Origin of the sequence: Thauera sp. (genome assembly GCF_034003485.1) — a bacterium.
Classification (GTDB): Bacteria; Pseudomonadota; Gammaproteobacteria; order Burkholderiales; family Rhodocyclaceae; genus Thauera.
The window spans coordinates 65,069-85,989 of the sequence record NZ_JAVEYL010000009.1 but is presented as its reverse complement, the minus strand read 5'-3'; the positions used below and the strand labels follow the sequence as shown (position 1 = coordinate 85,989).

Below are 20,921 nucleotides of genomic sequence, written 5' to 3'. Positions count from 1 at the left end.
TTCACCCCCCGCGCTTCACCTCGCTCAGCGTCTCCCCGCGCGCCGTCTTCCAGTCCAACCACCCGTTCGACGCCGCCGCGCACACCACCGCCGACGCGCCGCTCGGCGAGGCAAACAGCACGTCCTCGGTGAACACGGTGGCGTCGCCATCGACCACGATCCTGCCCTGCTCGATCAGCTCGTTCCGGCGCTTGGCGAAGGAGTGATGCTCGAAGGCCCTGGCGATCTGCGCGCGGCCCTTCGAGCCCTTGAGCACGACGAAGCCCTCGGCGGTGTATTCGCCGCGCGCGTCGGTGCCGGCGCGGCGGCAGTAAAAGAGTTCGGCCTCGCCCGCCGGGCCGGCGGGGTTGGCGACGGGGTCGAAGAGCGGATGGCCGAGGGTGGCGAGCAGCGTGCGGCCGGTGTCGAAGATCTCCATGCAGTCGGCTTCGAGCGGCGCGGGGGTGTGCGGCCGGGTGCCGGCGTTGCCGTTCTCGGTGACGTAGCGCCCGGCCTGGCGGGCGGCCTGGATGCACTGCCATTCCAGGAACAGCCCGTGCGTCTGGGTGAGGCTGCCGGTGCGCGAGATCAGCACCAGTGCGCGCTGCCAGAAGTCCTTGTCCTTGTTGTGGCTGGCCAGGCGCTTGCGCAGGTCGCCGGTCTGGCCGATGTAGACCTTGGGCTCGGCGCCGTCGTCGCTCTGGCCGAAGAGGAAATACACCGCCACCTGCTCGCTCTCGGGCATGGCGAGGAAGACGTCAAGCTGCGGGCGCGGCACCTCGATGAGCTGCACGATGCGGGTGGTGATCTCGGCGATGCGGATGCCGCGCGGGTCGCCGAGCGGCAGGAAGATCTGGATGGTCTGCGGGCGCGCGGCGGGGGTCATGCGGGCTCCGGGGTGGGTTCGGCGGAGGCGACGGCGAGGTGGCGGACGTCGATCTTGCCGGTGACGGCGGCAGAGATCAGGGCGGTGCGGCGCTCGATTAGAAGGCTGATTGTCGACTCCGCCTCAGCCATCAACTGATCGAGGCCTTCGATGTCGCGATTGAGTCGTGCGGCGATCGCAACCTGCTCCTCCTCAGGCGGCAAAGCACAGATGAACGCAAGCAAGTTCGACTGGGGCAGATTGTTCGCCAGGCCGTTGCCACCACTCAGCGCCTGCTCAATCTGCGCCCGCAAGGCGCGAGCGTTCAACATCGCCACAAAAAATGCCGGAGCAACATCGATCTCAAGGCGGAGCCGGAAGATCTTGTCGGAAAGCATCAGACGCCCTGGCGTCTCCCGCACCAGCGCCGTCGATCCGACCAAGTCGGGCGAGCCACTCGCGCGAGACATGAGGACATCGCCGACCTCCACGCAGTAGGACTCGTCAGGCAGCAACTCCGACGGGAGCGCCTTGTTCTCGGTTGGACGGTACTTGCCGCCATTGACGCACCCGGCCTTGAGCACGCCCCACTCGCCCGCCTCGGCGGGACGCGCATGGCAATCGGGACTCCACCCCTGTTCGATCTTGGCGATCGCGCGCCGCAGCGAACAGACTCGCCAATGCGCCGGCACCTCCCCCAGCCACGCCACCCCGGAATCCTTCATCGGCGCATCCGGGTCCAGCCCCTTGGTGACCGCGTGCGAGATCAGCGCCTGGCGCTTTTCCTTCAGCAGCGCGATCAGGTTCTGCTGCTCGGCGACGAGGGCGTCAATCTTGGCGACCTCTCGATCAACATAGGTGACGATGGCGCTTTGCTCTTCAATTGACGGAAGTGCGAAACGAAACGCTGCGATGTCGGGCATATAGATGGTGTTATGAGTGGACCCGAACTTCAGGCTCTCAAACTCCATACCCATCGCCCGAAAGGTGTGAAGCAAATACTTCGGCAGGACCCTTGATCCGCAGACCCAGTTTGCAAAATCCTGAGTGGTCGCCATCGCGACTCCCATGATTGCTGAGAACCCAACAGACGCAGTTCGCGAGAGGATCACCGTACCCGCAGGCAAGAGGCGCGCGGACGAGTTCGCCAGGCCAACCGCACTTACGGACTCCTTGGTCTGAAAGACGTAATCAGCACCCTCCCTGATTTGCCAGACGTCCGCCAACGTGAACCAGGGGACATCACAGTTCTCCCAATAATCCGGGCGACTGCGACTGGGCGTATGCCCCGACTCGAGTTTGGCCACAGTTCGGATAGGTAAGACCTGCCAATGCCCCGGCACCTCCCCGAGCCACTCGACGCCCGAGTCCTTGTACTCCGGATAACGCGGAAAGCTCATCCCGCCAACCCCTCGATCATCTGCTTGATCCGGTCCATCGAGCGCTTGAGGTCCGCGTCAATCGCCGCCAGCGGCCGCGGTGGCTCGAAGACGTAGAAGTGGCGGTTGAAGGGGATCTCGTAGCCGACCTTGGTCTTGTCGTGGTCGATCCAGGCGTCGGGGGCGTGGGGCAGCACCTCGCGCTCGAAGTACGCCTGCACGTCCGCGGATAGCGGCACGTTCTCGGTGTCGCGCAGCGCGGTGTCGGGCTGGGGCTTGCCTTTCTGCTTGCCGCGCTCGCCGAGCACGATGTTGCCCTGCGCGTCGCGCTGCGGGCGCTCGACGGTGATGGTGCGGTAGCCGAAGTCCTCGTTGCGGAAGACGCGGGCGATGGGCACGCGCTTGACCTTGCCGCCTTCGGGCGCGGTCGGCGGCTTGACGTCCGGGAACAGCGTGACGCGGGCGAGCTCCTTGCCCTGGGCGTCGCTCACCACCGCCTGCTCCACCTCCAGAAAGCCGCCGAAGATGCGGGTGATGTCGCCGATGTGGGCCTCGGACAGTTCCTTGCGCTTGGAGCCGAGGCTCTTCCGCATCTTCTGCCAGAAGCTGGAGGCATCGATCAGTTGCACCCAGCCCTTGCGGTCGTCGACCTTGCGGTTGGTGAGGATCCACACGTAGGTGCTGATGCCGGTGTTGTAGAACATGTCGGTGGGCAGGCCGACGATGGCTTCGACCAGGTCGTTCTCGAGCAAGTAGCGGCGGATCTCGGACTCGCCCGAGCCGGCGCCGCCGGTGAACAAGGGCGAGCCGTTGAGCACGATGCCGATGCGGCTGCCGCCCTGCTCGGCCGGGCGCATCTTGGCGATCAGGTGCAGCAGAAAGAGCAGCGAGCCGTCCGACACGCGCGGCAGGCCCGGCCCGAAGCGGCCGGCGAAGCCTTTCTCCTCGGCCTCGCGGCGCACCTCCTTCTCGACCTTCTTCCACTCCACGCCGAAAGGCGGGTTGCTGAGCATGTAGTCGAAGAGCTTGCCGAGCAGGCCGTCCTCGGACAGCGTGTTGCCGAGCACGATGTTGCGCACGTCCTGGCCCTTGATCAGCATGTCGGCCTTGCAGATGGCGTAGGACTCGGGGTTGAGCTCCTGGCCGAACATGGTGAGGCGCGCGCCGGGGTTGATGTCGTGCAGATGCTCGCCCGCCACCGACAGCATGCCGCCGGTGCCGGCGGTGGGGTCGTAGATGGTGCGCACGATGCCGGGCTTGCCGAGCGCGTCGTCGTCCTCGATGAAGAGCAGGCTCACCATCAGGCGGATGACCTCGCGCGGGGTGAAGTGCTCGCCGGCGGTCTCGTTGGAGATCTCGGCGAACTTGCGGATCAGCTCCTCGAAGACCAGGCCCATGTGCACGTTGTCGACGCGCCTGGGGTGGAGCTCGATGTGGGCGAACTTCTCCACCACCAGGTAGAGCAGCCCGGCCTTGTGCAGGCGCTCGACGGTGTTGGCGAAGTCGAAGCGCTCGAAGATGTCGCGCACGTCGGGCGCGAAGCCCTGGATGTAGCTGTGCAGGTTGGCGCGCAGGTGGTCCTGGTCGCCGGCGAGCGTGGGCAGGTCGAGCGCGCTGACGTTGTAGAAGGGCACGCCCGACTTCTTCAGCACGAAGGGTTCGAAGGGCAGCCCGGCCTCGCCCTTGGCCTTGTGTTCGGCGAGCACCGCCGCCTTGGTGGGCGCCAGCACGCAGTCGAGCCGGCGCAGCACGGTGAAGGGCAGGATGACGCGGCCGTATTCGGACTGCTTGAAGTCGCCGCGCAAAAGGTCGGCGACCGACCAGATGAGGGCGGAGAGGGCTTGCTGGTTCATGGGCTCGGGTCGTGGGGGCGGAACGGCCCGATTATCGCCGATGCAAGTGCGAAGCGCCGCGCGCCTTCAGCCCCCCTTTTCAGGCTTGCGCGGCGGGCACCGGCGGGCGGTGCAGTGCGTCGAGGCGGGCAAGGAGCGCCTCCGGCACGGTCTCGACGATCGCCGTGGCGCCGGCGTAGATCGCGCCTTCGTTGCCGTCGAGCGTGAGCACCGCACCTTCCGTCAGCACGCGCTCGCCAAATTGCACGGCGCGCCCGGCCTCGTCGATGTGCAGCGCCTCGCAGCCCACCAGGCACACCTTGCCGAGCTGGCGCGCCACCACCGCCGCGTGCGAGGTGCGCGCGCCACGGCAGGTCAGCAGCCCGTCGGCCAGATCGAGCGCGGCGATGTCGCGCGTCTCGGCGTCGTGGCGCACCAGGATCACCCGCGCCCCGGCCTTGCGCCGCGCGCGGGCGCGCGGCTCGTCGAGCGCGATCTCGCCGCAGGCGACGCCGCTCGCGGCGCTCGGCGCATGGGCGATGGGCTCGATCGGCGCACCGTCGACTGACCCGATCCGGCGCTGCACCAGCGCGCGGGCATCGAGGCCGCGCGTGCGTTCGGCGGCCGTGTGCGCTTCGATCACGCCTTCGTCGAGCAGATCGAGCGCGATACGCGCCGCCGCCAGCGGCGTGCGCTTGCCCTTGCGGGTCTGCAACAGGTGAAGCTGGCCCTGCTGCACGGTGAACTCGAAGTCCTGCATGTCGCCGAAGGTGCGCTCGAGGCGGGCTGTGGCATCGAGCAGCGCCTGCCAGACCGCCGGCGCCACCGCCGCCAGCGCTTCATGACCGAGCGCGCTGCGCCGCCCGCTCACCACGTCCTCGCCCTGGGCGTTGAACAGGAAATCCACCCACGGCTGCGGCTCGCCGCTGCTCGGATCGCGCGTGAAGCCCACCCCCGCGCCGGAGAGTCCGCCCGCATTGCCGAACACCATGCGCTGCACCGTCACCGCCGTGCCGATGCGGTGGTCGATGCTGTGCATCGTGCGGTAGGTGCGCGCCTTGTCGCTGCTCCACGAAACGAACACGGCGGCGATGGCCTGCCGGAGCTGCTCGTGCGCGTCCTGCGGAAACGCCTCGCCGGCCTCGCGCCGGTAGGTGTCCAGATGGCGCTCGGCGAGCGCGCGCAGCACGGAGAAATCAAGCTCGCGTTCGTCGGTCTGGCCGCGCAGTTCATCGAGGTCGGCCTCGAAGTGCGCCGCATCGATGCTGGCGACGACCTCGCCGTAGCCGGCGATCAGGCGACGGTAGGCGTCCCAGGCCAGGCGCGGATGCCCGGTGCTGCGGATGAAACCGGGCAAGGTCGTGGCGCTGAGGCCGATGTTGAGCAAGGTCTCCATCATCCCCGGCATCGACACCGGCGCGCCGGAGCGCACCGACACCAGCAGCGGGTGACGCGGGTCGCCCAGACGCAGCCCGCACGATTGCTCGAGCATCTCGAGCGCAGGGTGCCAGTGGCCGTCTTCGAGCGCCTGCGCCTGCACGCACCAGCCGGTGCCGATCACGAAGCCCGGCGGCACCGGCAGGCCGAGCGCCGCCATGCGCGCGAGGTTCCACGCCTTGGCGCCCAGCGTGGCGGGGCCGCTTCCGGGCGGCAGCGGCACGTCGCGATGGATCATGTGCACGACGCAGCGCTCGTCGGTCAGGACACTCGCGGCGGCGCTCGAATCAACCTGTTCCACACGTGCATTCATTGCCCCACCCCCACACGGCTGAAGGCCAGCCGGCGCAGGCCGTAGCCGGTCGCCAGCAGCCAGTCCGAAGCCGACTCCAGCGCCTGCGCGAAGTCGGTACTCAGGTTCAAGGTCGCCGCATCGCTGACGTGCTCGGCCAGCGCCCGCCGCACATCGCGCAGCAGCACGTCGCACTGGCGTTCGGCGTTGAGCACGCGCCATAGCACGGCGACGAACTCCTCGTGGTCCTCGGCGCTGCTGCCCTCGCCCAGCGTGCGCGCCACCTCGATCGCACGCACGTGGTCCTGCGCCGCACCGAGCACCGCATCGGCGAGCAACTGCATGGTCTGGTGCACTTCCCCGCGCCAGCCCTGGTGGCGGTCGGCTGCGATCAGCGACAGCAGGAAGGCGGCCTCCTCGAGCGCGTCGGCCACGTCGTCGGCGGTCTCGACCAGCTCGGCGAACGCCTCCCAGCGCGGCCGGGCTTCGGCGCGGGCGCGCGCGTCCATCACCAACTGGTCGGCGCGGCGTTCCCAGTCCTTGGCGCGCTCGGCAAATTCACGCGCGGCCTTGCGATCGCGCTCATGACCGTGGGCCAGGCCGTCGCGCAGGCCCTCGGCCATGGCGTGGCAGTAGGCGGCGTGCTCGGCGAGCAGGTCGAACTCGTCATGCCGACGCAGGTAGCGGGTGAGCAGCAGCCGCGTGTCGTCGGCGACCAGCGCGAGCGGCTGGTGCTGCTGCGCGGCGCCCATCGCCAGCGCCATCACGTCGAGCACGAAGGCGCGCGCCTTCTCGGTGCCCATCACGGTGTCGAGGCGGTCGCCGATGCGAAAGTAATCCGCGCCCAGCGCCTGCATGGCGTCGAAGATCAGCCTTTCGCCGCCCGCCTCCAGCCACGCCATGTGACCGCTGCGCCGGCGCGCCGCCTCGCTCAGGATCGCCACCGCGTCGGTCTTGCTGACGAATTGCTCCAGGCGTTTGCGCGCGCGGTTCCAGTCGATCAGGAACACGATGCGCGCGCCGATGCCTTCGAGCACCGTCCCCAGGTGGGACTCGTCGGTGCAACTGAAGTGGGCGGTGCCGACGTAATAGGTTGCGCCGAAGTTGAGATCGGCATTGGTGCGGGCCTGGGGCTCGCTCCAGCTCGCACCGACCTCGCACAGCAGCGACTGGAAGAACGCGAAGCGGCGCCGTTGAAGGTCGGAATAGGTCAGCGTGACCTCCAGCCCTTCGACCTGGATCACCAGCACGTGGGCGTCGTTGGTGCCGATGTCGTTCTGCAGCAGCAGGCGCTCGCCGTCGCGGGTGGCGGCGGTATCGAGCCCCGGATGGGAAAGCTTCAGCGCGCGGGTCTGGTTGATGCCGCGCATGAAGGCGGCGACGCGGGCGCGGTCGGCCTCGTCGATCTGCCACACGTGGGCGCCGTCGATGTTCTCGCTCGAGAGCTCGGCCGCGAGGCGGTTGATCGCCTTGTGCAGGTCCATTACCAGCAGATGCAGGCTGTCGTCCTTGCCGCGCTTGCCGCTGGTGAGCGCGTGCAGGTCGTCGCTCGAGAGCGTGTCGGGTTCCAGTTGCGCGAGCCAGTCGCACCAATGATCGACCCGCGTCGTCAGATCGCCCTGGTCCCCCTGGTCCTCGACCGGGCGCCCCATCACGCGCAGATCCTCGGCGAGCAGCTCGCGCAGTCGCGGCAAGTCCGCGATGTGCAGGCGCTTGCCCTCGCGAAACGCGTTGGCCGGCACTTCGGCCAGCCAGGGGGCCTTGACGCCCGCCGCCGCGAACTCGCGCGACAGGTCGAGCGTGGGCGCGTCCGCGCCCGCGGCATGTTCGTGCGCCGCCTGCAGCACGCTCAGGTAGAGCTTCAAGCGGTCATTGGCCGCCAGCGCCGCGCGCACCCGCGCGGGCTTGAGCAGCTCCGTCTGCCCCAAGGTGGCGACGGCTTCCATCTTTTCCATTGCACGCTCCCATTCACTTGGGCGCGATTCTCTGCGCGCAATGTGACAGTCGTGTCACACCGGCTGCGCGCTGTGGTGCACTGCGACACGTCGCGCGTGGCACCGGATTCACGGAAGTGAAATACGCCTGTCAAGCAACGAGCGCACAGTCGCGCTGCAATCACGAGTTGCCCCGGTTGCGGGCCGGTGAACCCGCTCAAGCTCAGTTGGAGTCATCGGCATGCGCACGCCCAGCCACGCTGGCAGGCATCCCCCCGAGGGCCGGACGCATCCTCGCAGGCAGGTTTTCAGTCCCAACGGCGTGCCCGACGGCAAGGCGCTGTATCGTCAGGTCACTGCGCTGAAGGACGGCATCGCCGCCCGTGCCGACCCCTTCGGCGTCGCCGCGCCGCTGCTGCATGCCCAACTCGCCTGGCTCATGCATCCGCAGGAGCTGAGCGAGCGCATGGCCGCGCTGACCACCGACCTGTGGCAGTTGCAGTGGCACAGCTTCCACCGCAGCGTCGGCCTGCCGAGCCCCGATCCCGTCCGGCCCCACGCCGACGATCCGCGCTTTGCCGACCCGGTGTGGACCGAATCGCCGACCTGGGATCTGGTCAAGGTCACACCCTGGATCAACAAGTTCTACGTGCTCGATCTCAACCCGAAGAAGAGCATGGTGCGCTACCTGCTGGATCAGGGCCTGGATGTCTTCATCACGAGCTGGAAGAACCCCGACGAATCGATGCGCGACGTGAGTTTCGACGACTACATCCGCGATGGCGTCGACGCGATCGTGCAGGTGGCGCGCGAGTTCAGCGGGGCGGACAGGGTTCATGCTGTGGGTTACTGCATCGGCGGCACCGCGCTGGCGATCTACATGGCGTGGGCGGCGCGGCATTTCGGCGAAGAGGCGGTGCCGGTGCGCGACTGGACGCTCTTGACCACGCTGGTCGACTTCCACAAACCCGGCGACATCGAGGTCTTCATCGACGAGGGCAGCGTTGCGCACCTGACCGCCCAGATGGAGAGAAAGGGCTACCTCGACGGCAAGGACATGGCCTCGTCCTTCCGCCTGCTGCGCTCGAACAGCCTCGTCTGGCACTACGTCGTGCATGGCTGGCTGTACGGCGAAGCCCCCGCGCCGTTCGATGTGCTGCACTGGAACATGGACACCACGCGCATGCCCTACGCCATGCACGCCTGGTACCTGCGCGAGCTGTATCTGAACAATCACCTGATCCAGCCCGGGGCGCTGACCGTGGCCGGCGAGCCGATCGACCTGCACGCGATCCGCCAGCCGCTGTACGCGGTGGCCGCCGAGGACGACCACATCGCACCGTGGACGCAGGCGTTTCGCACCCTGCACCACATCGCCGCCGACAAGCGCTTCGTGCTGTCGAGCTCGGGCCACATCCTGGGTATCGTGAATCCGCCGGTGCGCCCTGCCAAGCGGCGCTACTGGGTAGGCAGCGCGCACCGCACCGACAAGGCCGCGCAGTGGCGCGATCGCGCCGAGACCCATGCGGGAAGCTGGCGGGACGACTGGATGGCCTGGCTCAAGCCGCGCGCCGGCGAGCTCGTCCCGGCCCGCCCCGCGTTCGACGAACGCCATCCCAGCCTTGGCGACGCACCGGGCACCTACGTACTCGAGCCTTGACGCCCCGTGCGGCGCAGCCCGCCCGGACTCAGACCGAATCCATCAACCCCGACTCACCCACTTCGTCATTTCAACAGGAGGTACGCAAAATGCGCACGAATCATGCTTCGACCACACGCTCACCGAACCCGGACACCCCGGGCACCGTCGCGTCTCACGCGAACATGGCAAGCAACGAGTCCGAACAGCACTCGTCCTACAGCGCCTGGACTGCCCAACGCAAGCGCACCATCGCGGATCTGGTGGATGACCAGGATGCGCTGGAGGATTGGCATCGCAACCTGGCCCGCCTGCGCGCAGGCCTGAAAGACTGAGGTCAACCGGGCGCCGCCCCTTGCGCGTACGCGGAGGCGGCGCCGGTCACGCATGCGTCAGCGCGAACTCGCGCCCACCAGGCGCTCACGCTCGATGCGGAACAGCGTGGTCGTTCCACTGACCTCGTTCGCCACCACCAGCAGCGGCACGCCCGGCAAGGGACTCATCTCGGGAGCGATCACACGGATACCCTCGGGGCCGAGGTCGAGCGCCTCCGCCGTCCCCGGGGCCGCGCCGAAATCGCGATAGTTGAGGTACTGCACGAAGTTCGGCACCTTCGGGTTGGTCACGTCATACACCATGATGCCGCCGACACGCTCGAGCCCGATGAAGGCAAACACCCGACCGAACAGGGGCGCAACTGCCAGCGCCTCGGGCTCGGGGCCCTTGTCGTCGCTGCGCGCATCGAACGCGTTGGCGGTGTGGTTGGCGTTGAAGGTCGTCGGTGCCACGCTCGCGATCCGGCGCTCGAAGTCTGCGCCGCTGTCGAACACCAGTTCCAGATTGGCGTTCCAGATCGAGAACGAGCGCGCGCCGAAGGCGTGGATCTCTTCATGGCAGCTTCCGTCCGCACGCAAACCGGTCGCCGTCGTGACGTTGAGACGGCCCAGATTGGCGTTGTCGCGCAACTGCGCGATGGTGTCGATGCCGTACGGGTTGTCGGCGAGGAAGGCCTGGATCTGCGGGCCATCCGCGCACAGGGGCTTGGGGAGGCTGCGCAGGCGTGAGACCTCGCTGTAGCCCGACCAGTCGCGGGAGTCGCCCTCGTTCGCGGTGACGATGAAGGTCTGGCCGCCGCGCTGGTAACTCGCGATCGCGTCGGGCTGGTACATGCCCTTGACCGGCCAGTTGCCGATGCGGATGGCGCCGTCGCGATCACTGACGTCGAGTTCGTTGCCCGGCGCCATGTGGTCCTTGAAGCCGAGCGGCTTGATCGCCGTGAATTGGGCTGCATCGATGTCGAGGATCGCGATCGCGTTGGCCTCCTGCAGCGCCACCCAGGCGGTGCGGCCGTCGCCGGCTACCGTGATGTACTCGGGCTCCAGATTCTGAGCGACGCTGCCGGCCGGTCCGAAGACGCGAACCGCCGGGTCGAGCCTGCCCTGCTCGAACCCGTCGAAACGCGCGGTGCGTACATGCTGCGTGCCGAGCAGCTTCGGGTTCGCCGGCACCTCGATGATGCTGACCGAGCCCTCGGGGTCGATCTGGTAATCGTCGCTCGGCTCGCCCTCGTTGGCCACCAGCACGCGCTTGCCATCGGGCGTGAACACCAGCATGTCGGGCTGGGCGCCCACCGCGAGCTCGGCCAGAACCTGGCCATCGGCGGTGAAGAAGGCGACGCGGCCGGGGGCAGTCCTGTCCACGTTCTCGACGGCCGCCGCGATCAAGCCCTGGTGAGCGGCGACGCTATTGACCGTCCCGCCCAGTGACACGTTGAACATGAAGCTCGGCCGCGCGGGATCGCGGACATCGAGGACGTCGATCAAGCCGCTTGCCGCATTGACGACGAACAGGCGCTGCGTCTTGGCATCGTGCGCGACGATCTCGGCCGCCGCCTGATCGAAAAGCCCCGATGCGTAACTGCCCAAGGGTGTCAGCTTCACCTGGAACGGCGAGGCCGCCGGGGCGGCCACGGCAAGCATGCTGCTTGCAAACACCCCGGCACAGACAGCGCGGGCAAGTGCGGAGATCTTCATGTTGTCCTCTGGGGATTGGTAGGCGAGAACACGGATGATGCCGAACGAAGATGTCCGCTCGATGACCTTCGAACCCGAGGCGGATCCACGACCGTACCCGGCGGCGATCAGCGCCACCGGATACGCCAGGGGAGGCAATCAGACGGGCGCCGTGAGTTGCGCGGATTTGACGAGCACAAGACGCACGCATTTCAGCCCCGCAGGTCCAGGCGTGTTGAGCGAAAGAGGTCGATCAGGGCGCTAAACCCCCACCAATGCGCGCCGCGCTGAGTCGGCCCTCGCGGGCTTGCCTGCTTATGCCGCGAGCCCGTCCGCGAGTGGTCCCGATAGGGGAACATCAGCCCGGTGCGTCACGCCTGGCGCTCCTCCCAGTCCTTCCACTCGACGTCGTGGGCCGCGACGTAGGCGCTGACCGCAACGCCGAGCGTGGGGAAGAAGGTTTCCTCGCCCAAGCGCACGAACAGGCCGAAGCGCTTGAGCTTGTCCTTGACCGGATCCTTCATCTCGGCGAAGCACAGCTCGATGCCGGCACTCTGAAGGCTCTCGTCGAGTTCGGCGAGCACGTCCGCAGCGGTGACGTCGACGCTGGTGACCGGCTCCGCGGCGACCACGAGCCAGCGCACGGGCGTCGGCGACTCGTCGATCGCATCGAGCACGCGCTCGCGGAACAGCTCGGCGTTGGCGAAGAAAAGCGGCGCGTCCCAGCGGAACAGGACCAGCCCGGGCACGCGGCGAGCATCGGGATAACGCTTGATGTCGTGGTAGCCCTTGACGCCCTCGGCGCGGCCCAGCACCGCAAAGTGCGGACGCCAGCCATCCCACAGGAACTCGATGACGGCGACGACGATGGCCAGGCCGATGCCGGGGATGACGCCCAGCACCGCCACCCCGGCGGTGCAGCCCACCGAGAGCCAGAACTCCCAGCGCTGGATGCGCCAGATGCGGCGCAGGTCGGCGAATTCGAACAGGCCGAGCGCGGCTGCAATCACCACCGCCGCCAGCGCGCTGGTCGGCAGATTGCGCAGCAGGTCGGGCGCGAGCAGCAGCATCAGCGCGACCGCGAGCGCGCCGACGACCCCGGTGAGCTGCGTGCGCGCACCCGCCGCCTCTGCGACCGGCGTGCGTGAGGAGCTGCTGCTGATCGGAAAGCCCTGGAAGAACCCCGCCGCAAGGTTGGCCGCACCGAGCCCGACCAACTCCTGGCTCGGGTCGACGTGGGTGCGGGTACGCGCCGCATAGACACGCGACAGCACGCTGGTGTCGGCAAACGACACCAGGGCGACGGCGAGACCGCCGATGACCACGGTGCCGAGGTCGCCCCAGGTGATCCACGGAATGGCGAAAGCCGGCAGGCCCTGGGGCAGCGCGCCGAGCACCGCGACGCCCGCGCGCTCGCCCAGGTCCAGCGCACCGACGACGAGCGTCGCCGCAATGACGGCGACGAGGATGCCGGGTATGCGCGGGTAGCGCGCCAGCAGCAGGATGATCGCCAGCGTGCCCGCGCCGAGGAGGAAGGTGGTCCAGTTGGTGCGACCCTCGCCAATCGCCACGCCGATCGCCCACAGATCCTGCACCGGCCCGCCGCCGTCGATGGAGAAGCCGAACAGCTTGGGCAGCTGGCTGATCAGCACCGTCAGCGCGATGCCGTTCATGTAGCCATAGCGGATCGGCTTGGACAGCAGCTCGGTGACGAAGCCCAGGCGCAGCAGTCCGAACACGATACAGGCCAGGCCGGAGACCAGCGCCATCGCGCCGGCGAGCGCGACCGCGCGCATCGGGTCGCCGCCGGACTGCTGCAGCACGACCGCGAGGATCAGCGCGGCCAGCGCGCTGTCGGGGCCCAGCACCAGGATGCGGCTGGGGCCGAACACGGCGTAGGCGAGCAGCGGGACGATGGTGGCGTAGAGGCCGTAGATACCCGGCAGACCCGACGCGACGGCATAGGCGATGCCCACCGGCACCAGCATCGCCGCCAGCACCAGGCCGGCGACGAGGTCATGGCGCAGCCAGGCGAGCTCGTAGCTGCGCAGGGTTTGCACGCCCGGCATCCAGCGCCTCCAGCCGGCCTGGTCGGAGGCTCGGGCGGGTCGGAGGACGCGGCCCGGTTCGGTGCCGGTTCGTGGAATGTCGGGGGAGCTCATGGGCTGGGGTCTGATCGTGTCGGGGGTACAGGAAGCGTAGACCAGGCGTTCGCTGGCGGATCAACGCGAAATCACGGGGTATGCGGCGGGACGGCGAGACCGGCACCATGATCCGGTCCATCCCGTTCAGGGCAAGCGTCGACTTATCCGCGCCCCCTCTCGGGTTGGCGACCATGATTCTGCGCAATTCCTGGCGGATTGACATCGCAACCTGGCCCGACTGCGCACAAAAAAGCTGATCAGCGCGTAACTCACGCGCACAATCTTGCGCCTGGACACATGCGTCACAGCCGGCACTTGAAAGCGCCTCTGCACACCGGCCGATCAAGGCGGTCACCGCCATGCCGACGCAGATCCTTTGCCCATCAATTAAACTGCATGCATCGCTCCGTGTCGCCCTTGCCATGCGTCCAAGCCGCCAGGTCAATGGCTTTCACAGCACGGCCTTTGCCCCGATCGAGCGCCGAACTCGACGAATCCAGCAACTTCATTCATGTCTCGCACCCTATTCCTTGCATTGTTTGGCGTCATCTGCTTGAACGGTTGCGCCGTCGTCGCCGTTGCCGATGCGGTCGTATCGGTGGCCGCAACGGCTGTCAGCGTGACGGCCACCGTCGTCGAGACGACGGTCGATGTCGCAGCCGCTGGGGTGGATGCTGTCATCGATGATGACGAGGACGAGGATGACGAGGATTAGCCCACCCGGCGCGTCAACGCGCCTCATCGACAGATGAACCTTCGCGCCCGCTTCCTCGGCCTCCAGTCCCTGTTGACGCGGCATGCGTCGCTCTGGCGCCCCGCCCCATTTCACGTAGCGCGCCCGGAGTGGTGCGCGCAGTGGCCGGGCCTGGCTGCTGCGCTGGAAGCGCTCGATGACGAGTTCGTCGAACGATTCGCCGACGACGTCGACGCCTGCACCACATGGCTTGCGTCGCAACTGCCCGAACTTGACCGCCTGGTCGACGCCTGCCGCGTGCCCGAGCTGCCCGGACGCACCGTGCCCGCGTGCAACGCGCATTTCGACGACGGCATCCCGGGTCGCAAGCGCTTGCAGATCGAGGCCTTCACCCGCCACATGCCAGCCGCCACGACCCCCGTCCTGGAATGGTGTGCAGGAAAGGGCCACCTCGGGCGTCGAGTCGCGCTCGCCGATCGCATGCAGGTCATTTCGCTCGAGATCGACCCCGCACTGTGCGCCGACGCGGTGCGCCTGGCGGCCCGTACGGGCACGGATCAGCAGGTGGTATGCGCGAACGCGCTCGACGAAACATCCCGTGCCCACGTGCGCGACCACTCCGTGCTGGCACTACATGCTTGCGGCGAACTCCATCGCTGCCTCGTGCGCAGCGCGGATCGCGACGGCGCCCAGGCGTATCGCATTGCCCCGTGCTGCTACCACCTCGGCACCGACGACGTCTACCTTCCCCTCAGCCGCGATGCCCGGCTCGCTCTCGATGCCTCGACGCTGCGCCTGGCGGTGACCGAAACCGTAACGGCGCCGCGCCATGATCGCAAACGCCTCGCCCGCGATCAGGCGTGGAAACTCGGCTTCGTCGCGCTGCGCAATGCGATCGAAGGCGAGGCGCCCCGCCCGTTCCGCCCGGTCCCGGCATCCTGGCGAGCTGACGGCTTCGAAGTCTTCTGCCGCCAGCTTGCTGCACGCGAGGACGTCGCGCTGCCTGCGCAAATCACCTGGCCAGACTGGGAGGCGCTCGGCTGGCAGCGCCGCGCGCAGGTGCGGCGCTTCGAACTCGTTCGCCATGCCTTTCGCCGCGCGCTCGAGCTCTGGCTCGTACTCGACATCGCCCTCGGTCTCGATGAGCGCGGCTTCGATGTCCAGGTCGGCCACTTCTGCGCTCGCACGCTGACACCACGCAATCTGCTCGTACTCGCAGAACGCCGCGAACCCGCACGCGCCGAGAAGACATGAGCCGGAATCACGTCGTCCGCTGATCGTGCCAGCGCTTAGCCGTAGCGCCGCGCCGCCTCCACGGCCAGGCCGGTGCCGATGCTGCCGTATAGATCACCCTCCACGACCCGCGTGTCCGGCAATTCGGCCGCGATCCGGTCGCGCAACTGGGGGACGCCGCTCGCGCCGCCGGTGAAATAAATGGTGTCGATGCGCGCGCGCGCCACATCCACGTCCTGCAGCAGACCGGCCACGCAAGCGCCGACACGCTCGACGAGGCCTTGGGTGGCAGCGGCGAAGGCCTCGCGCGTAACGTCCAGCACCAGCCCGTCGGCAATGCGGTCGAGCGTCATCCGGGTGGCGCGCTCTGCCGACAGCTCAACCTTGGCCTGCTCGACCTGGAGCGCGAGCCAGTGCCCCTCGCGCTGGCTGACGAGGTGACAGAGGCGATCGAGTGCTTCGCGCGCGGTCGCGTCGCGATAGAGATGCTGCAGGTCCGCCCACACCTGCCGGGTATAGGCAAAGTTGATCGTATGCCAGGCGGCAAGCTGGAAGTAGATGCTCGACGGCACCTCGGCGCCGTTACGCATGCGGGTGCGATACCCGAACAGCGGCATCACGCATTCAAGGCTCAGCATTCGATCGAAATCCGTGCCACCGATGTGGATGCCCGCATTGCCGAGCACATCCGCACGGCGATCGTCATGGCGCATGCGCTCGGGCGACAGGCGCACGATCGAAAAGTCGGCCGTGCCGCCACCGATGTCGGCGATCAGTACCAGTTCCTCGCGACTCAGCGAGCTTTCGTAATGCAGCGCAGCACCGATCGGCTCGAACTGGAAGCTGACCTCGCGAAAGCCCACCTGGCGCGCAATCGCCTCCAGGGTGTCCTGCGCCCGCCGATCGGCCACCGGATCGTCATCGATGAAGTGCACCGGGCGACCGAACACTGCCATCTCGAAACCACGCCCCGCTTCACGCTCGGCGCGGCGCTTGAGCTCGGCGATGAAGTTCGCCAGCAGCTCACGGAAGCCGAGCGGACGACCGAGCACTTCGGTATGGCCGTCGATGAGGCTGGTGCCGAGCAGGCTCTTGAGCGCCCGCATCAGCCGGCCCTCGTAACCCTCGAGATACTCGGCCATCGCCGCCCGCCCGAAGCTCACCGAGTTCTCGTCGGCATTGAAGAACACGGCCGACGGCAGGGTCTGGCGCCCGTCCTCCAGCAGGATCAGGGCGGGGACACCCGGACGCAGCCAGCCCACGGTGGAGTTCGACGTGCCGAAGTCGACACCGCAGGCGCGAGGGAGCTGGGACATGTTGAGGGCGCGAGATGGATGCGCATGCGTGAAAAAGAAAAAGCCCTTCAAAATGAAGAGCTTATCTTTATTTCTGGCGGAGACGAAGGGATTCGAACCCTTGAGACAGGTTTTGCCCGTCTGCTCCCTTAGCAGGGGAGTGCCTTCGACCTCTCGGCCACGTCTCCATCAGGAAGGCGCGATCATAGCGAGTTCGCGCCTGCCGGTCAAACAGGATGAATCGATTTTATGAGGCCGCTGCTTCGAGGCCGAACGCCTTGTGCAGCGCGCGCACGGCGAGCTCGAGGTATTTGTCCTCGATGGCCACCGAGATCTTGATCTCCGAGGTCGAGATCATCTGGATGTTGATGCCTTCCTCGGCCAGCGTGCGGAACATCTGGGAGGCGACGCCCGGGTGCGAGCGCATGCCGACGCCGACGATGGAGACCTTGCACATGGAGCCGTCGCTGTCGACCGCGCGCGCGCCAATGTGGGCGCGAACACCTTCGAGCACGTTCAGTGCCTTGGAGAGATCGCCACGGCCAACAGTGAAGGAGAAGTCGGTGGTGCCGTCATGGCCGACGTTCTGGATGATCATGTCAACGTCGATGTTGGCGTCGGCGATCGGCCCCAGGATCTGGTATGCGATGCCCGGCTTGTCGGGCACGCCGGTGACGGTGAGCTTGGCTTCGTCGCGCGAGAAGGCGATGCCGGAGATGACGGGTTGTTCCATTTTCTTGTCTTCCTCAACGGTGATGAGCGTGCCCTCGCCTTCGCGACCTTCGAAACTGGAGAGGACGCGCAGCTTGACCTTGTACTTGCCGGCGAATTCGACCGAGCGAATCTGCAGCACCTTCGAACCCAGGCTGGCCATTTCCAGCATCTCTTCGAAGGTGATGGTGTCGAGCTTGCGGGCTTCGGGGACGATGCGCGGATCGGTGGTGTAGACACCGTCGACGTCGGTATAGATCTGGCACTCGTCGGCCTTGAGCGCCGCAGCCAGGGCCACGCCGGTAGTGTCCGAGCCGCCACGGCCGAGCGTGGTGATGTTGCCCTGCTCGTCCACACCCTGGAAGCCTGCAACGACCACGACCTTGCCTTCGTCGAGGTCGCGACGCACTGGCGCGTCATCGATGTTGAGGATGCGCGCCTTGGTGTGCAGCGAGTCCGTCAGGATCTTGACCTGGCCACCGGTGTAGCTCTTGGCCGGCACGCCGGCGTCCTCGAGCGCCATGCACAGCAGGCCGATCGTGACCTGCTCGCCGGTCGACACGACGACGTCGAGTTCGCGCGGACTGGGGTTGGCTGCCACCTCTTTCGTCAGCGCAATCAGGCGGTTGGTCTCGCCGCTCATCGCCGACACCACGACCACCACCTGATGACCCTCAGCGCGGAACTTCGCCACCTTGCGCGCGACGTTCTTGATGCGATCGGGGCTTCCAACCGAGGTGCCGCCGTACTTCTGAACTATCAGTGCCATTGTCGTATCCAAGCGCTAGTGGATAAAGCCCATGATTCTATCCAAAGGCGCGACTTTTTGCGCGCTTGACACAGGGCAAAACGAGGCGATAGAGATTTACGTAGTTTTTAACAAAATCGCCATAATCAACACTGTATGTTGAAGGAATAGTGACCTATACTTCATTTGTCTTATGACTTTGGTCATAGGTAAAAGTCAATGCAATGTGGGAATCTTGGCGAGCCGAGCACAGGTTCTGTTCAACGATGAGGATAGTCTGATGAAAGCCACCGAAAAACTGGATGTTCGTGAAATCCGCCGCAAGCTGGGACTGAACCAGTCACAGTTCTGGTCCAAGATCGGCGTCACGCAAAGCGGCGGTTCGCGCTATGAGAGTGGACGCAACATACCGCGTCCGGTCCAGGCGCTGCTCCGCCTCGTGCATGTCGAACAGATCGACATCAACAAGGTCAAGCGCGACGACGTGGATGTGGCCGAATACCTCAAGGCCAGCAACCCCGAGCTGTACAAGACGCTAAAGAAGGAAGCGCGCGCCAAGCGCAAGGAACGCTGAGCGCGTGGCGCACACGTTCAAGGGCTGACGCGAACCGTCAGCCCTTTTTTTCGTATGTACGCTGCGATCGACTCGAGTTCGTCCCCGGCAAGTGGCGCAAGCCGGACCGCCTCGGGCTGCATCGACTGGCGGGCGATTCCGTACAGCAGCACGCCTTGCAGCGCATCGATGCCGGCCGCTTCGAGCACTGCGAGATAGGCATCGAGTTCCGCCGCTGAAGGCGCCTCGCCATCCCAGCGGAACATGCAGGTCTGCACCCAGGTGGGGCACAGTTGCGCACAGCGCGCCAGATTGCGCGCGATCGATTCGGGCTCGAGGCGCACGCCATTGATGCGCTCGATCGCATCGGCCGTGCCGCCATCGACCTTGAACCACACCTCACCACCCGCTTCGCCCAGCAGGCGCACGCCCTCCTGCACGCGCGCCTGACCGATCAGGCTGCCGTTGGTGATCAGGCGCAGGGGCACCTCGGCGCTCGACAGCCCGAACTCGGCCCGCAAGCGCAGCACCAAGGCCACTGCCTCGGGAAACACGACCGCACTGGTCGGCTCACCATTGCCCGAGAACGCGATGTCGCGGATCACACGCAAGCCTTCGGGAACGAAGCGCGCCATCCAGCCACCATGCACCAGGTCGCCGAGAAAACCGCGCAGTTCGTCCTCGAGTTGTGCGAGATCGATGGCGGGCGCCTTGCCGCGCACGAGGTCGGGCACCTGGCAGTACACGCAGTGCCAGTTGCAGGCATTGTTGGGATTGAGGTTGATGCCCACCGACACCCCACCCGCACGGCGCGACAGCACCGGATAGACGTAGGTGAGCCCGGCGAGATCGCGATCATGATTGCGGATCGTCAGCGCCGCGGCACTGCCGGCAGCATGCGGGATAGAAGAATTCATCGTTTGCTCAGATACTTGCAGAAACCACCCAGGCAGCCACGGGGCCTGCCGGTGCTATAATCCGCGGCCATTTCAGAGAGACCCGCCATGCGCATCACCCGCCGCCTCGAATTCGACGCCGGTCACCGGATTCCCGATCACGCCAGCCAGTGCCGCCACCTGCACGGCCACCGCTATGCGCTCGAAGTGACCCTGTCCGGCGAGATCATCAAGGCCGACGGCCTGGCGGTCAATGGCATGGTGATGGATTTCGCCGACGTCAAGCGCATTGCCAACGAACTCGTGGTCCATCAATGGGACCACGCCTTCCTCGTCTATCGCGGCGACACGCTGGTCGCCGATTTTCTCGCCGCCGTACCTGGGCACAAGACCGTGGTGCTGGACGTTGTGCCCACCGCGGAAAACCTCGCCGCCGAGGCCTTCCGCATCCTCGATCCGGCCTACCGCGACAGCTACGGCAACCACCTCCGGCTCGAGCGCGTGCGGTTGTACGAAACACCCAACTGCTGGGCGGACGCGGTCCGCGCCTGAGCGCGCAACACCCCCGGCAGCGGCGCCGCCAGGCGCGGGGCTCGCAAGCGGCCGCAGCAGAGGGGCTGATCAGGCCTTATGTGAGGGCCAGGCCGGGAGCTTCCATCCGAATGCAACCGCCAGCAGGCGCGAGCCGGTCGCCGTGCAGATTCCGGCCACCATGGACACCTGCGGCGCAAAGCCGAGCGCGTTCGCCGCGAGCAGCACGACGCAACCCACGACCGCGCACAGGGTGTAGGGCCGGTGGTCGTGATAGACCTTCGGGATCTGGTTGCACAGCACATCACGCGACACCCCGCCGAACACCGCCGTGATCGCCCCCATCAGGATCGCCACCACTGGCGGCATGCCGGCAGCGGTGGCGATCGAAGCGCCCGAAATGGCGAACAGCCCCAGACCGCAGGCATCTGCAAACTCCATGGCCTTTTCCGTCAGCTGATGCTGGGAGGTCTTCAACCATAGCGGCGCCGTCAGCGCCAGCCCGATGACCATCCAGACGTATTCGTGATTCTGGATCCAGAACAACGGCTGGCGATCCAGCAGCACATCACGCACCGTACCGCCACCAAAGGCGCTGACGAAGGCGACCGAAAACACGCCGATGATGTCCATGCGCTTGCGGATTGCCTCGAGCAGGCCGGACATGGCGAATGCAAGCGTGCCGCCGACCTCGATGACCAGCAGGATCGTTTCAAACTTCATCTGTTCAGCACCGGAAAAGCGTTC

Annotated in this window: 18 protein-coding genes and 1 tRNA gene; 6 read left to right on the top strand and 13 right to left on the bottom strand. The window is 66.8% G+C overall.

Features of this window, described 5'->3' with window-relative positions; all coding sequences use genetic code 11:
• Position 1: 1 nt before the first annotated feature.
• The 5 genes from RBT54_RS06870 to RBT54_RS06850 form a co-directional block, all read right to left on the bottom strand.
• A complete protein-coding gene (locus tag RBT54_RS06870) occupies positions 2-865 on the bottom strand; it encodes a GIY-YIG nuclease family protein (protein WP_320365487.1) in 864 nt (287 codons plus the stop codon).
• Complete coding sequence (locus tag RBT54_RS06865) at positions 862-2,244, bottom strand: restriction endonuclease subunit S (protein ID WP_320365484.1); 1,383 nt, start codon at positions 2,242-2,244, stop codon at positions 862-864. Before RBT54_RS06865 ends, RBT54_RS06870 begins: the two co-directional genes overlap by 4 nt.
• Positions 2,241-4,076: a class I SAM-dependent DNA methyltransferase gene (locus RBT54_RS06860; protein WP_320365482.1), complete on the bottom strand. Its 1,836-nt coding sequence runs from the start codon at positions 4,074-4,076 to the stop codon at positions 2,241-2,243. Before RBT54_RS06860 ends, RBT54_RS06865 begins: the two co-directional genes overlap by 4 nt.
• A 79-nt stretch (positions 4,077-4,155) precedes the next feature.
• On the bottom strand, positions 4,156-5,805 hold the full coding sequence (locus RBT54_RS06855; RefSeq protein ID WP_320365481.1) for a PEP/pyruvate-binding domain-containing protein: 1,650 nt from the start codon (positions 5,803-5,805) through the stop codon (positions 4,156-4,158).
• Entirely contained in the window at positions 5,802-7,739 is a 1,938-nt protein-coding gene (locus tag RBT54_RS06850; RefSeq protein WP_320365479.1) for a DUF47 family protein, read from the bottom strand. Before RBT54_RS06850 ends, RBT54_RS06855 begins: the two co-directional genes overlap by 4 nt.
• A gap of 220 nt (positions 7,740-7,959) precedes the next feature.
• Here RBT54_RS06850 and RBT54_RS06845 point away from each other — a divergent pair, with 220 nt between their 5' ends.
• On the top strand, positions 7,960-9,378 hold the full coding sequence (locus RBT54_RS06845; RefSeq protein WP_320365477.1) for a PHA/PHB synthase family protein: 1,419 nt from the start codon (positions 7,960-7,962) through the stop codon (positions 9,376-9,378).
• Positions 9,379-9,467: 89 nt separating this feature from the next.
• Entirely contained in the window at positions 9,468-9,692 is a 225-nt protein-coding gene (locus RBT54_RS06840; RefSeq protein WP_320365474.1) for a hypothetical protein, read from the top strand.
• A gap of 57 nt (positions 9,693-9,749) precedes the next feature.
• Here RBT54_RS06840 and RBT54_RS06835 read toward each other — a convergent pair whose 3' ends face one another.
• The 3 genes from RBT54_RS06835 to RBT54_RS06825 form a co-directional block, all read right to left on the bottom strand.
• Complete coding sequence (locus RBT54_RS06835) at positions 9,750-11,528, bottom strand: choice-of-anchor I family protein (protein ID WP_320365472.1); 1,779 nt, start codon at positions 11,526-11,528, stop codon at positions 9,750-9,752.
• 212 nt (positions 11,529-11,740) lie between these two features.
• Positions 11,741-13,438, bottom strand: a complete 1,698-nt coding sequence (locus RBT54_RS06830; protein ID WP_320365470.1) for a sulfate permease — start codon at positions 13,436-13,438, stop codon at positions 11,741-11,743.
• A 458-nt stretch (positions 13,439-13,896) separates the two neighbouring features.
• Positions 13,897-14,022, bottom strand: a complete 126-nt coding sequence (locus RBT54_RS06825) for a hypothetical protein (protein ID WP_320365468.1) — start codon at positions 14,020-14,022, stop codon at positions 13,897-13,899.
• Between the two features lie 2 nt (positions 14,023-14,024).
• On the opposite strand from RBT54_RS06825, the gene RBT54_RS06820 reads away from it, so the two are divergent.
• Together RBT54_RS06820 and RBT54_RS06815 are read left to right on the top strand one after the other, a co-directional pair.
• Entirely contained in the window at positions 14,025-14,228 is a 204-nt protein-coding gene (locus RBT54_RS06820) for a hypothetical protein (RefSeq protein ID WP_320365466.1), read from the top strand.
• A 33-nt stretch (positions 14,229-14,261) separates the two neighbouring features.
• A complete protein-coding gene (locus RBT54_RS06815) occupies positions 14,262-15,461 on the top strand; it encodes a methyltransferase (RefSeq protein WP_320365464.1) in 1,200 nt (399 codons plus the stop codon).
• Between the two features lie 35 nt (positions 15,462-15,496).
• On the opposite strand, the gene RBT54_RS06810 is transcribed toward RBT54_RS06815, so the two are convergent.
• The 3 genes from RBT54_RS06810 to RBT54_RS06800 form a co-directional block, all read right to left on the bottom strand.
• Positions 15,497-16,756, bottom strand: a complete 1,260-nt coding sequence (locus RBT54_RS06810) for an Hsp70 family protein (RefSeq protein ID WP_320365462.1) — start codon at positions 16,754-16,756, stop codon at positions 15,497-15,499.
• Positions 16,757-16,830: 74 nt separating this feature from the next.
• Positions 16,831-16,923: transfer RNA gene (locus tag RBT54_RS06805), tRNA-Ser, on the bottom strand.
• A 59-nt stretch (positions 16,924-16,982) separates the two neighbouring features.
• On the bottom strand, positions 16,983-18,215 hold the full coding sequence (locus RBT54_RS06800; RefSeq protein ID WP_320365460.1) for an aspartate kinase: 1,233 nt from the start codon (positions 18,213-18,215) through the stop codon (positions 16,983-16,985).
• A 259-nt stretch (positions 18,216-18,474) separates the two neighbouring features.
• Between RBT54_RS06800 and RBT54_RS06795 the strand changes: the two genes are divergently transcribed.
• Complete coding sequence (locus RBT54_RS06795; protein ID WP_320365458.1) at positions 18,475-18,768, top strand: helix-turn-helix domain-containing protein; 294 nt, start codon at positions 18,475-18,477, stop codon at positions 18,766-18,768.
• Between the two features lie 17 nt (positions 18,769-18,785).
• On the opposite strand, the gene RBT54_RS06790 is transcribed toward RBT54_RS06795, so the two are convergent.
• Positions 18,786-19,664 carry a radical SAM protein gene (locus tag RBT54_RS06790; RefSeq protein WP_320365456.1) on the bottom strand — a complete coding sequence of 293 codons (879 nt, stop codon included), beginning with the start codon at positions 19,662-19,664 and terminating at the stop codon, positions 18,786-18,788.
• Positions 19,665-19,751: 87 nt separating this feature from the next.
• On the opposite strand from RBT54_RS06790, the gene queD reads away from it, so the two are divergent.
• Positions 19,752-20,195, top strand: coding sequence for a 6-carboxytetrahydropterin synthase QueD (gene queD / locus RBT54_RS06785; RefSeq protein WP_320365454.1), 444 nt, complete (start codon positions 19,752-19,754; stop codon positions 20,193-20,195).
• 69 nt (positions 20,196-20,264) lie between these two features.
• Here the strand turns inward: queD and RBT54_RS06780 are convergent, their stop codons facing one another.
• Complete coding sequence (locus tag RBT54_RS06780; RefSeq protein ID WP_320365452.1) at positions 20,265-20,897, bottom strand: trimeric intracellular cation channel family protein; 633 nt, start codon at positions 20,895-20,897, stop codon at positions 20,265-20,267.
• Between the last annotated feature and the right edge of the window lie 24 nt (positions 20,898-20,921).